The organism is Streptomyces diversicolor, from assembly GCF_057537855.1.
On sequence record NZ_BAAJXA010000023.1, the window covers coordinates 1 to 12,008 of the forward strand.

General features: G+C 68.3%; 9 protein-coding genes and 4 pseudogenes. 6 read left to right on the top strand and 7 right to left on the bottom strand.

The annotated features are described in order from the left end of the window. Positions 1 to 91 precede the first annotated feature (91 nt). The 3 genes and pseudogenes from AC27LF_RS26045 to AC27LF_RS26055 form a co-directional block, all read right to left on the bottom strand. A pseudogene (locus tag AC27LF_RS26045) lies at positions 92 to 553 on the bottom strand (hypothetical protein). A gap of 30 nt (positions 554 to 583) precedes the next feature. Further along, entirely contained in the window at positions 584 to 832 is a 249-nt protein-coding gene (locus tag AC27LF_RS26050) for a hypothetical protein (RefSeq protein WP_479658758.1), read from the bottom strand. 160 nt (positions 833 to 992) lie between these two features. Then, positions 993 to 1,295, bottom strand: a pseudogene (locus AC27LF_RS26055) (carbohydrate-binding protein); the annotation flags it as partial. Between the two features lie 486 nt (positions 1,296 to 1,781). Here AC27LF_RS26055 and AC27LF_RS26060 point away from each other — a divergent pair. Both AC27LF_RS26060 and AC27LF_RS26065 read left to right on the top strand, forming a co-directional pair. Further along, positions 1,782 to 1,985 (top strand): hypothetical protein, encoded by a 204-nt coding sequence (locus AC27LF_RS26060; RefSeq protein WP_479658663.1) that lies wholly within the window; start codon positions 1,782 to 1,784, stop codon positions 1,983 to 1,985. 486 nt (positions 1,986 to 2,471) lie between these two features. Continuing rightward, positions 2,472 to 4,799 carry a discoidin domain-containing protein gene (locus AC27LF_RS26065; protein ID WP_479658664.1) on the top strand — a complete coding sequence of 776 codons (2,328 nt, stop codon included), beginning with the start codon at positions 2,472 to 2,474 and terminating at the stop codon, positions 4,797 to 4,799. A gap of 134 nt (positions 4,800 to 4,933) precedes the next feature. Here AC27LF_RS26065 and AC27LF_RS26070 read toward each other — a convergent pair whose 3' ends face one another. The 3 genes from AC27LF_RS26070 to AC27LF_RS26080 form a co-directional block, all read right to left on the bottom strand. Beyond that, the gene (locus tag AC27LF_RS26070) at positions 4,934 to 5,527 is read right to left on the bottom strand and encodes a carbohydrate ABC transporter permease (RefSeq protein WP_479658665.1); all 594 of its coding nucleotides are present in this window, start codon (positions 5,525 to 5,527) and stop codon (positions 4,934 to 4,936) included. Then, on the bottom strand, positions 5,524 to 6,585 hold the full coding sequence (locus AC27LF_RS26075; RefSeq protein WP_479658666.1) for an ISAs1 family transposase: 1,062 nt from the start codon (positions 6,583 to 6,585) through the stop codon (positions 5,524 to 5,526). The genes AC27LF_RS26070 and AC27LF_RS26075 overlap by 4 nt, the downstream gene beginning before the upstream one ends. Positions 6,586 to 6,728: 143 nt before the next feature. Beyond that, on the bottom strand, positions 6,729 to 7,472 hold the full coding sequence (locus tag AC27LF_RS26080; protein WP_479658750.1) for an alpha/beta fold hydrolase: 744 nt from the start codon (positions 7,470 to 7,472) through the stop codon (positions 6,729 to 6,731). A 49-nt stretch (positions 7,473 to 7,521) separates the two neighbouring features. Between AC27LF_RS26080 and AC27LF_RS26085 the strand changes: the two are divergent. Continuing rightward, positions 7,522 to 7,868 (top strand): annotated as a pseudogene (locus tag AC27LF_RS26085) (winged helix-turn-helix transcriptional regulator); the annotation flags it as partial. On the opposite strand, the gene AC27LF_RS26090 reads toward AC27LF_RS26085, so the two are convergent. Further along, on the bottom strand, positions 7,755 to 8,738 hold the full coding sequence (locus tag AC27LF_RS26090) for an ABC transporter substrate-binding protein (protein WP_479658667.1): 984 nt from the start codon (positions 8,736 to 8,738) through the stop codon (positions 7,755 to 7,757). The pseudogene AC27LF_RS26085 and the gene AC27LF_RS26090 sit on opposite strands and share 114 nt — an antisense overlap. Positions 8,739 to 9,768: 1,030 nt before the next feature. On the opposite strand from AC27LF_RS26090, the gene AC27LF_RS26095 reads away from it, so the two are divergent. The 3 genes and pseudogenes from AC27LF_RS26095 to AC27LF_RS26105 all read left to right on the top strand — a co-directional run bounded on the left by AC27LF_RS26095 (position 9,769) and on the right by AC27LF_RS26105 (position 11,903). Further along, positions 9,769 to 10,746 carry a LacI family DNA-binding transcriptional regulator gene (locus AC27LF_RS26095; RefSeq protein WP_479658668.1) on the top strand — a complete coding sequence of 326 codons (978 nt, stop codon included), beginning with the start codon at positions 9,769 to 9,771 and terminating at the stop codon, positions 10,744 to 10,746. Continuing rightward, positions 10,743 to 11,532 (top strand): annotated as a pseudogene (locus AC27LF_RS26100) (beta-galactosidase); the annotation flags it as partial. The gene AC27LF_RS26095 and the pseudogene AC27LF_RS26100, both read left to right, overlap by 4 nt. 203 nt (positions 11,533 to 11,735) lie before the next feature. Beyond that, positions 11,736 to 11,903 carry a hypothetical protein gene (locus AC27LF_RS26105; protein ID WP_479658759.1) on the top strand — a complete coding sequence of 56 codons (168 nt, stop codon included), beginning with the start codon at positions 11,736 to 11,738 and terminating at the stop codon, positions 11,901 to 11,903. The last annotated feature ends 105 nt before the right edge of the window (positions 11,904 to 12,008 follow it).

The following is a 12,008-nucleotide window of genomic DNA, read 5'->3' on the forward strand; positions in this document are numbered from 1 at the left end:
GGTGGGAACACCGGCACCGCGCTCCGTGCCGACTCTACAGACGGGCACACGTGCCCGCACAGCGTGGTGAAGCAGGAAGCCCCCGGAAGGGTCAGACGACCCAGGCCGGAATCCCTGGACTTGAGGCCAGGGAGCACGTCAAGTTGTCGTGGTACTCGTCCAGGCCCTTGACGCCGTTGATGTCATAGCCGCCGGCCGCGTCGGGTGTGGCGCGGGTGGCCCAGTGGTCGGCGATGTTCTTCAGCACCGGCCATGCCTTGTCCCGCAGCCACGTCTTGTCGCCGCTGGCCTGGTAGTACTGCCACTGGGCCAAGGCGACGTCGGAGGTAATGTGGATCTCGTGCCGGCCGTCGGGGGACCAGTCCGGGGTCGTCTCCTTGCCGGTCAGCGCGCTCTACCACGGGTATTTCGCGCCCTTGATCGGCTGGTCGGGGGTGGACAGCTTCGCGGCTTCGGCCTTGGCGGCGGGCAGCATCTTCTGCCGGTAGGTGTTCGCGCCGTTGGCGATGTCGGGGTACTGGGCGAGGAGAGCCTGGTACATCCAGGTCTCCATGTCCCAGAACACGTGACCGCTGTAGCCGTCCTAGGACAGCCCGCCCGGGCTGGTGCTCCCGTTGACCCCGGCGCGCATGCTCGCCAGCAGGTAGAACATCGACGCGCGGATCTGCGCCGTCATGGTGCTGTCACCCGGGATGGAGATGTCCGACTTCCACAGCCGGGACCACGCCTTGTCGTTGCGGGCGCGCGCGTCCTTGTAGCCGTCCTCGGCGGCGCGGGCCGCGGTGTCCGCGGCGAACTTCTGCGGGGTGTCGGTGTCGACTCTGGAGGCCACGCCCACCTACTTGGTGATCCGGTACGTCTGGCCAGTCGAACGACGTGCTCAGCACCCCGGTGCGCAGGTTCAGCGACTGCTTGTACTTGCTGGTCGTGCCCGGGGTGTCCGAAGCGATATCGGTCGGCGGCTGGGTGCCGTCCGGATAGAGGTCGAAGTAGTCCACGTTCACCCTCGCCTCGTCGCCCTCCTCGACGACGACCTTCAGCGTGTTCGCGCCCCCGTTCAGCGTCACGGGCACGTTCAGCACACCCCACTTGTCCCAACCGCCGGTGCTGGGCAGGGACAGGTGCTGGGATGTGCCGTTCACGTCGAGGTGGACGGTCTGCGGGCCGTCGGTTCCGTTTCCGTAGCGGACGGCCAACGTGGCCTTGCCGGCCGGGGCGTTGGTGATCGGGATGACGTCGGTGCCGCCGACCGTCGACCGACCGTTGGTGTTCAGGCCGGCCAGGTAGCCGCCCACGATCCCGCCCGAATGGGAGGTCTCGACGAACGCTCCGCCAGAGATCTGCCCGTACGCGGTCGGGCACAGCCGGCCGAACGGACAGGACCACCCCCCCGTTCCGTAGACACCGCCGCTGCGGCCGAACCCGAGCGTGCTCTAGCTCGGCAGGGCGGCACGCTCCTCGTTCTTGCCGGAATCGGTGGAGGCGTAGAAGCCGGCCGGCTCGGACTGGGTGGCGATGAGCGAGCTGCCGTAACCCATACCCGCCGCCGGCACTCGCGCGGCGAGGTAGCCGTTGCCGACGAACGTGGGTGGTGTCTCCGGTGGCGGAGAGCCGGAGGCGTGCCGGACCGAGACGCAGGTTGTCTAGGCGCACCGCTCCCCAGCGTTCGGGCAGGCGTGGAGTCAGGGTGATACGGCCCTCGGGGAGGCGGGGGTCGAGGCCAGGGAAGGCGCGTCGCTCAGGTCGAGGCGGCAGACCCCGGCCTCGCGCCGATCGAGGCAGTGCTGTCCGCGCTGGGGACCGCAGACAAGGTCTGCCGTCCGGGCGAGTTCCTGCTGCGCCGCGTCAAGGTGATCGCCGCCGACCCTGCACTGACCGAACGCGATCCGATCAAGCGCGCCGGCATCGCCGACGCGCCGGCGCGGGCGCTTGAGCGCCGCGGCGTCGAGCCCGGAAGGCACGCTGCATCGCCGACGTGGCGGTAGCGGTGTCCCGGCGTGTCACGTCCCGCTGGCTGACCGAGCCGGACGCCACGCTCGCCGAGCTCGTCGCCCAGGCTGCCGCCGAACCGCGCGAGACGGCCGCGCTACCGGTGCCCTGGCCGCGATGCGACATCACGAGCCAACGGCTGGATGAGGGCGTTGATGCGCGTAGGGCATCTCGGTTTCCAACGTTGCACAGGCTCTTCAACTGAGCACCCACCCATGGCAGTCTGAGCCATGAACCTCCGGCGTTCCACCCGTCGGACCTCCCCGGGAGGGGCCTGTCCGCTCGTTCTCGCGGAAGGAGTACTCGCTATGACCCTCGATCGTCGGCGATTTCTTCACGGCGGCACTGCGGCTCTGGGCTCGCTGGCCCTGAGCGGTTCGTTGCCGGCCGGCGCGGCCGCGCGCGTGATGGCAGCAAGCAGCCCTCCGGGCAAGGCGACCGCAGTCGGCGAGGGATCGGCCACGCCTGCGATGTACCCGGCAGTGGGACCCGGAACAGCCTTCCTCGACCACCGGTCACTGCTCGCGGACCTGCCGGAGGCCGAGTGGTACGAAGCGAACATCCCCTTCGTCGACCTGCCCGATGCCGCGATCCGGGACACCTACTACTACCGGTGGCGCGTGATCAAGCATGCCCTCAAGTACACCGGGCCCGAGGAGGGGTGGATCCTCTCGGAGTTCCTGGGTCCGGTCGGCTACTCCGCGCCGCACGGCGGGATCGTCGCCGCTGCCGCTCACCACATCCGCGAGGCCCGCTGGCTGCGCGACCACCGCTACCTCGACGACTACATCGGCTACTGGCTGCGCGGCAGCGGTTCAGGGCCCAAGCCGGCCACGGACTTGCTCAACAAGAACACCACCGACTGGGCACACCAGTACTCCTTCTGGATCGCAGACGCCGTCGTGGCCCGAGCCTCGGCCGACGGCAGATGGGGGCACGCCCTCGGTCTGCTTCCCGAGCTGGAGCGTCAGTGGAACGGCTGGGCACCGCAGTTCGACGACGAAGTCGGTCTCTACTGGCAGACACCGGTATGGGACGCGATGGAGTACACCGCGAGCTCCTACCAGAGCGACGACCCGTACCACGGTGGTGACGGCTTCCGCCCCACCCTCAACGCCTACCAGTACGGCGATGCCAGGGCGATCGCCGCGCTCCTGCGGCGCCGCGGTCAACGAGGCGACGATGCGAAGGCCGATCGTTATGACGACCGTGCCCGTGCCCTGCAGGCGAATCAGGAGCGCTTGCTGTGGGACGAGGAGGATCAGTTCTACAAGCACGTCATGCGCGACAGGAATCCCGAACGGCGCAAGATCACCGACCGGGAGCAGATCGGCTTCCTCCCCTGGTACTTCCACATGGCACCGGCGGGGAACGCGGCGGCCTGGGCCCAACTACGCGATCCCGAAGGATTTTCCGCGCCTTTCGGACCCACTACGGTCGAGCGCCGCAGCCCATGGTTCATGTATCAGGCACTCGAAGGCTGCTGCCGCTGGGATGGTCCGAGCTGGCCGTTCGCCACCAGCCAGACGCTCACCGCCTTGGCCAACCTCCTCATCGACTACCCCGCCCAGTCCCACGTCGACCGCACCGACTACTACGCCGCCCTCCGCGCCTACGCCCTGACCCACCGGAAGGACGGCAAGCCCTACGTGGCCGAGGCGCATCACCCCGACGAGGACCGCTGGCTCTACGACAGCCGTGGGCACAGTGAGGACTACAACCACTCCACCTTCAACGACCTGGTGCTGTCCGGGCTGCTCGGCATCCGGCCCCAGCAGGATGCCACCGTCGCCATCGCGCCGCTCGCGCCCCGCGCATGGGATCACTTCGCCGTGGAGAACCTCGCCTACCACGGACACAACCTCAGCGTCGTGTGGGACCGCGGGGGTCGGCAATACGGGCAGGGCGCCGGTCTCACCGTATGGCTGGACGGCCGGCGAATACACCAGCAGGCCGACCTGAAGCCGGTGATGCTCGACGTCGGCAGGACCGAACAGCACACCTTGCCCCATGAGGTCGATGACCTGGCGAACGTCGAACAGGAGGGTTATCCGGTCGCGCGTGCCACGTACACCTTCCCCCTCGACAGCCCGGCCAAGGCCATCGACGGACAGGACCTGCATATTGACGCACCGTCATCGCGGTGGACCAACTACGGCAGCCCGAACGGCACCGACTGGCTCACCGTGGACTTCGGGGTCCCCACACCTGTGTCGGACCTACGGATTTCGTTCTACGACGACGGCGGCGGTGTCCGCACCCCCGACTCCTACGAGCTCGAATACCTGGAGCAGGGCGGCAGGTGGAGCCCCCTACCCGGTCAACGGCGCATCCCGGAAACCCCCCAACGCGGAGCCCTCAACCGGATCTTGCTGGACCAGGCCGTCACAACCGCCGCCCTGAGGCTCAGGGCCGTAGGCGCGTCGGGCGGTGCCGTAGGGGTCTGTGCCTGGCAGTCATGGCGGACGGAGGACCCCCGGCTCACGGTCGCCATCGAGACGCCGCCGGACGGCACTGTCCTGGTGGAACCAGGCAGAGCGATGGAGGTGACGACCACCGTCACAACGGCATCCACGACGGTCGTCAGCTCGGAACTCCTCGTGCCGGAGGGCTGGAAGGCCGTCCCTCGACGCGCGATCCGTCGCACGCCGGTCATGGCGGGACAGACTCTGCGCACACGCTGGCTGGTGACCGCTCCCTCCGATCTGCCACGCCGCCTGCCTCAGCCCTTGCGACTGCTGGTCCGGTCGCGGGGCAAGGGAGCGGAGCGGTACGTCACCAGCGTCGTCACCGAAGCGCAGGCCGGCTGAGGCAATCACCGCGGCGAACCGCCCCCGCCGGTCGACGCGCCCATGAATGCGCAGGGAGGTGGCGTCAGCGCAGTGTGTCGCCTCACGACCCTGCGGTGCGGAACTGCTCGATCAGGATGTCGAGCCGGTCGGCGTCATATCCCGGGCGCAGCCGATCGGTTCGGCCGAGCATGACCAATCCGTGCAGCGCCGAAGGGGCTCACCAGCGAGGGCAGGCTGACCGCCCACACGGTGTCGGTCAGCCCGGCGGCCCCGAAGAGCAGGTAGGTGGGCAGCGCCAGCGCGGTCAGCGGCACCATGATGGAGCCGAGGACGATGTTGAATACCGTTCTGGAGCCGGGGAAGCGGTACTTGGCCAGAACGTAACCCGCCATGGTGGAGAGCGCGGCCGCTGCGACTGAGCCGATGACGGCGTACACGGCTGTGTTGAGCAGCCATCGGTCGAAGATGCCGTTCTGGAAGGTGAACAGGGAGGCGAGATTCCCGAAGAATTCAAAGGAGTTGCCGAACGAGAGGCCGAAGCTGGTGAAGAGGTTGGCATTGTCTTTCGTGCCAGATATCACGAGCCATAGCAGCGGGACGATGAAGTAGATCACCGTGAGCCAGATGAAGACGGTGAGCACGTTGCTCCGCCGCTTGTCGCGCTCGACGGGGCGGCGCTTGCGGCCGACAGCGGCGGACTTCACCGTGGTGCGTGCCGCCTCACTGCTCAAGGGGGGCGCGGTCATGCTCCAGGGCTATTGCGTGTAGTCGATTTGTCCAGGTTGATCAGGTGATTCCGAGGGCTGTCAGGGGTGGCTGTGGGTCGCGGGCCGTATGACGGCAGGCAGCGGCGATGTTGGTCCGGCCGTCCTGGCGGAACACGCTGATCGCGAGGTTGCGCAGGGTGGCCATGGTGCGGGGCAGGCCGCCACTGTGGATCCCTGAGGCAGGCTCCGGGGTAGTCGAGGTGGCGGAATACCGCTGCCTTGAGCCGACGGATTTCGATGCGGCGGTGGCCGCTGGTCTGGTCGTAGTGGTCGAGACGGATGTCCCTCCAGGGCAGTTCCTTCAACCGGCCCAGCAGGACGGGGTGGTTGGCCTTCACGACCGCGATGTAGTGCGCGTTGTGCTCGCGCAACCAGGTGCCGTTCGCGTGCTGTGTGTGGGCTGCATCGGCTGTGATCACCGTGTTCTGCAGGCTGATCCCGGTCAGCAGGGGGATGAAGGCCGGTGTCTCATTGCTCTTGTCGTCAATCTGGCTCTGGCCGAGCACGGTGCCGGTGTGGTCCATCGCGGCCAGCAGCCATACCGCCTTCCCGCCCGCCGAGCGGGAGCCACGTAGGACCTTGCCGTCGACAGCCACTGCCCGTAGCCGCCTTCCGGAGTGCACAGACTCGCCTATGGTCTGCAGGAACGCGGAGACGGCGGCGTCCAAGGCGTCGCCGTCGAGACGGCCGAGCAACCGCATGACCGTGGTGGGATGCGGAACCGCGACTGTCTTGCTGAACGGATCGACGCTGAAGCCGAGGGCCAGGATGACCCAGCGGGGTGCGTCCGCGATCCACTCGGTGACCGCGGTCAGGGATTTCGCGCCGGCCAGCACGCTCGCCGCCGCAGCCGCCACGACCGCGATAAGCGGGAAACGCCGGCCACGGCGAGCGCGTGGATCTGGCAGGCCGGCGAGGAACCGTGCCAGACGCACAGCGTCGGGCAGCGGCTGTGGCGAGTGGGCACGGGCCAGTTGTCCAGGCCCGACGGCATAGGAGAAGATGAGACGGCAGGCACGGTCTTCGGTTGTGGTCATGTGGACTCGACACCTACATGAGCAACGAGCGGTGCTTGCGCCTGTATCCGGTCTCGAACTAAGCTGACATGACGGGCCATCACCGGGGATCTCGAAAGTGCCGCGGCCACGCGACGCCCCTGCGTCAGGCAACCGGCAACCGGTCAGCCGGCCTTCAACAGCAGGTCGGTCAGTGCGTCCGGCACGGTGACCATGCAGTCATGGCCGCTTTGCAGCTCCCACACCTGCGACGTAGCGCCACCCGGCCGCACCGCCGGCACTGGGCGGCGCGTGACGTCCTCCGGTGCGCTGCCGACACAGTGGATGTGGGTCCGGGAAATCGCGTCCACGGCCGGGTTGTCCAGCCGGACCGGCTGCAGGAAGCAGCGCACCGACTCGTCCGACAGCATGGTGCGCAGCCACGCGGTGTCCGCCGGGTCGGTCACCCCGAACAGCCCCATGGGCGCGGGCATTTCCGGCACGGGCGGGATGCGCCAGGGGGCGTCGGAGGCGGCGGCCGCGTCGATCAGTCGCTGGGTCTTCTCCGGTATGACGTCCAGCGCACTCTCACCGTCAGTCGGGACCATCGCGTCGACGTAGACCAGATGCGCGATCCGGTCCGGGACCTCGCTGGCCACGCCGGATATGACCATCCCGGCGTAACTGTGCCCGACCAGGACCACGTTGGTGAGATTCCGTTCGCCGAGGAGAGCGACGACGTCGCCGACGTGGGTGTCCAGGTCGACGTCTGGAGTGAGCAGGTGTTCCTTCTCGCCGTGGCCGGTCAGCGAAGGCGCGAAGACCTGATGCCCGGCCCGGGTCAGCAAAGGAACCACTCGGTCCCAGACGCGCCCGCTGTGCCAAGCACCATGGACAAGAACATAGGTTTTCGTGTGTGACGTACTCATGCAGGAAGACGCTACTGAGCTGATAGGAACCTTCAGGTAACCTTCGGCCATGCATGACTCAGCCGGAAGCGTCTTCCTCGCCGACTGCCCACCCGGCTCGCTATCGACATCATCACCAACAAATTGGCCGTCGTCGTCCTGTTCGCCCTCAGTCGCAGGTCCTGCCGGCACGGTGAACTCGTCGACCTCGTTGGTGGTATCTCCCGCAAGGTACTCACCCAGACACTGCGCAGACTTCAGAGCTACGGCCTGATCGAACGCCGTGCCTATGCCGAGGCACCCCTACGGGTCGAATACAGCCTCACCGACCTTGGCCAGACCCTCACCGAACCCATCGCTGCCCTGACCGACTGGGCGAAGACGTATGGCGCCGCCGTCGCCAACTTCCAGGAAGCACCGCACCTCCGGCACCTGACCCGTGACCGCCACCGCACAGATGATCAAGAAGGGCACTGCTTGAGCGGTCTGTGAGCCGAGCAGACAGTCCGGCTCGAAGAACGCGACGAAGACCAGGAGGAAGGGGACGGTGAGGAGCCACACGGTCCTGGTCCGGCCGGCGCGGATGCCCCGGCGTGGACGGGCGGTCAGGGCGGAGGGCGCCGTGCGGTGCGGTGCTTCGGCGGTCATGGCTGCCTTCTGATGTGGTGGGCCGGTCGGGCGTCCGGCCGCCCGACCGGGGCTTACTTGACGCTGAATCCCTGATTTCGCGTCCGTGAATTCAGGGTTGGACAGCGTGGCGGTCGTCGTCGGGTACAGCGACTGCTTGTTGGCCAGCTTGATCGTGGAGGACGGGTCGTTGTTGATGAACTTCGCCAGCTCGTAAGCCTGAATCGGGTGCGAGGTGGCAGCCATCACCGCGTCCGACGAACCGCCCCCAGTTCGCCGCCGTCTTCTGCCCGGCCTTCCACCGTAGTCGAAGAGCTTGGCGCCGGCCTGGGAGAAGAATCCGAGCGTCTGTGGCCTGTCGTTGCCCGGGATATTGGTGATGTACGCGCCGGTCTTCTTCTTGACCGTCTGCGCGTCGGCGGCGAACTTGTCCCACGTCGTGGGGGCGCTCACGCCGGCCTTGGCGAAGATGTCGGTGCGATACAGGGTTCCCATGGGGCCGGAGTCCTGCGGGACGGCCCAGATGCCGCCGTTCTGCGTCACCTGGCTCCAGGCGCCCGGAACGAAATCGGAGGCGATCTTGTCCGCGCCGTAGGGGGTCAGGTCCAGCAGACTCTTACGGTGAAAGACGGTCAGTATCGACGTCGACAACGCGACCACGCAGAAGGTCGTCGGCTACTGGCAGGATCTGATCCACAAGGACCTGGTGGCCACCGACCCGGACTTCACCGACGCCTGGTACCAGGGCCTGTCGCGCGGCAGGTATGCGACCTGGCTGACGGCCGCCTGGGGCCCGACCTTCCTGGCCGGCAGCGCGAAGAACACGAGCGGCGACTGGCGTGCCGCGGCCCTGCCGCAGTTATGGTGCTGCTTTCGGTGGAAGGGGAGGAGCCGCCCGATCGGGCGGGCCAGGACGCCGAGCGCGCATGCGGCTCGGCGGGGGCGAGCACCTGTGGGGGCGCGGACGACCGGTTCGTGACGGCACCGAGCCGGCCGGGGGAGTAGCCGGCCAGGGCCTGCGCGTCTTCGGCCTGTGGCGACTGCATGGGGCCTCCGTGGTGGTGGACTGCTTCCACGTCGTCCGGCTCGCCCAGTGCCACCTCGCCGACCTGGGCCTGCGCCGGCACGGCCGCCGAGCCCGCGAAGGCGACGCCGTCCGCTGGACGGCCGAGGAACGCCTGCGCGACCTGCCGCACCTGACCCGAAGCACGCCCACACCCTCCCGACTCGGGAACGAATCTCCACTGCCCTGCGCCGCTTCTGCGCGCCCCTCGCCGACCACACCCGCCCGCCGGAATTCGTCATCTTTGCCGAGGCCGTCGCGACCCTGACGGCACGGCGCCCCCGCCGACGCCGATCCGCCCGCCTCCCGGTGCCGCGAGGCCGAGCACGGCGGTCGTATGGCCAGCCGCTTCGCGTTTTGACTACGAAGTCAAACGGTACCTTGAATGCTCGAACGCGCAGAGTCAAGAGAGTCGACGCGTCTATTTCTCCGTCAACCAAGCACAACCGGTGACGTCGGACGGCGACGATGTGAGTCCTTTCCAACCCACGTTTGACTACGTAGTCTGAACACGTTCAACTACCCGGGGCGGCGTCGCCATCGGGCGAAGCCAGGATGTGAAGGGATCGGTGAGCCGTGGTACCCACCGGCGGGGACAGAGCCGTTCCCCGGCCTGCGAGCACGGACGTGGCGCGCCTGGCCGGTGTGTCGCAGAAGACCGTGTCGCGGGTGATGAGGGGCGAGCCGCATGTCCGTCCCGAGGTACGGGAGAAGGTGCTCCGCGCAGCCCAGCAACTGCGTTACCGCCCCAACGCGGCGGCCCGCAGCCTCACCTCCGGCCGAACGGGCCGGATCGGTGTCGTCGCGCTGGGCGAGCGGCTGTACGGCCCGACGACACTCCTCGTCGCGGCGGAGGCCACGGCACGCAAGTTGGGTTACGCGACCATCATCGCGCACACCGGCGAGGACGACGGTCACGCCCTCGCCGGCCCGGTGGAGCGACTTCTGGAGCAGGGCGTCGACGGCATGATCCTGCCCGAGGACATCGACGAGGGCCCCCTCGCGGTGGACGTCGATGTGCCGGTACTGACCATGGGGCGGTTCCACAGCATCGCGGCCCCACGCCGCATAGAGGCGGCGGAGCGCGGCGATCGCAGCGGCTATGTGGCGACCCGGCACCTGATCGACCTCGGTCACAGGGAGATCCGCCATGTCCGCGGTCCCGACCGCTGGTGGGCGGCACGGGACCGTGCCGACGGCTGGCGCTCCGCGCTGACCGACGCCGGCCTGTCGGTGGTCGACCCGGTCGAGGGCGACTGGTCGTGCGCGGGCGGCTTCGCGGCGGGGCTCCGTCTCGCCGAGGACGCGGCCATGACCGCTGTCTTCGTCGCCAACGACGAAATGGCGATCGGGGTGATCCGGGCCCTGCACGACAGCGGCCTCCGCGTGCCGGACGACGTCAGCGTCGTGGGCATGGACGACATCCCCGCGGCGCGCTTCCTCAACCCCTCCCTCACCACCATCGTCCAGGACCTGGACGCCATGGCGGCCCAAGGCGTCGCCCTGCTGGTCGAAGAGATCGCCGCGCCCACCTCCACCGGTCGCCGGATACATCTCGGTGAACCGACGCTCGCCGTCCGCGAGTCCACCGCGCCGCCCCGGTGAGCAACCACACACTCGGGTACGCCGAGTATCAGAGTGGCCCGCGCGTCACCGAGGACTTCGACCGGATGTCCGCGGCCGGATTCAGGGTCATCCGTGTCGGTGAATCCGTGTGGTCGACCTGGGAACCCGAGGACGGCTGCTTCGACCTGGACTGGCTGCAGCCGGTCCTCGACCACGCTCATGCGCGCGGCATCCGGGTCATCCTCGGAACACCCACCTACGCGGTGCCGCCGTGGCTCGCGCGCAAGTACCCCGAGATCGGCGGCGAGACCTCCAGCGGCGAACGCGTCAACTGGGGCGCACGCCAGGAAGTCGACTTCACCCACGCCGCCTTCCCCTTCCACGCCGAGCGCGTCATCCGCGCCGTCATGGACCGCTACGCCGGCCACCCCTCGGTCATCGGCGTCCAGGTCGACAACGAACCGGGGTTCCACCTGCTGCACAACCACGGTGTCTTCCAGCGCTTCGTCGACCACCTACGTCATCGCTACAAGGGCGTCGAGACCCTCAATGAGGAGTGGGGACTCGTCTACTGGTCACACCGCCTGTCCGACTGGTCCGACCCTCCTGCTCCCGCAGCCGCGGCACAGTCAGCGGTACTGGTTCACCACAGGCGTGCACGCCCTGCATCTGACGGCCGACCGCATGTACGCCTCCCGCCAGGCGCCGTTCCTCGTGACCGAGACGACCGCCTTGTCGGTCAACGACGCCGGGCACAGCAAGCCCGCCTACGACGGGCAGTGGCGCCAGGCAGCCTGGGCGCTGGTGGCCCGAGGCGCCAGAATAGGCGGCCTGGCGACGCGCTACGACGAACGGCATCACTTCGGCTTGGAGGCGAGGACACAGGACGGAAGCACGGTCGTGACGGCGTGGGGCGCCGTCGCCGGTCTGCGACAGGAGTGGCGCAAACCCTTCCTCCCCGGTCCGGTCGAACTGCGCCTTGAGATGCGAACGCCCGCGGACAATGCCGTGCGCGGGAACGGATCCGGTTGCTGGCGGGCGGCACACTGCTCGCCGAGCTGGACGGGCGGTACTGGACGTCGGAAACCTGCGCATCGTTCACCGGCCGGGTCGTCGGGCTCTACGCGAGAGCGGGGGCGGCGCGGTTCGCCGGCTTCCGCTACGCGGGCCGGGAAACAGCGCCCGACGCGGAGTGATCACCTCGCTCACAACAGCGACCTGTACAGAGCCGACCCATGGTTCGGCACATAACCCGAGGCCGCCGACGGGTGGCGAAGATCCCGCCGCCCTCCGCCATGAAT

Bases quoted from the DNA above. Each gene is read 5' to 3' on its own strand.
- AC27LF_RS26070 (WP_479658665.1), bottom strand. From the start codon at position 5,527: ATGACCGCGCCCCCCTTGAGCAGTGAGGCGGCACGCACCACGGTGAAG.
- AC27LF_RS26075 (WP_479658666.1), bottom strand. From the start codon at position 6,585: ATGACCACAACCGAAGACCGTGCCTGCCGTCTCATCTTCTCCTATGCC.
- AC27LF_RS26080 (WP_479658750.1), bottom strand. From the start codon at position 7,472: ATGAGTACGTCACACACGAAAACCTATGTTCTTGTCCATGGTGCTTGG.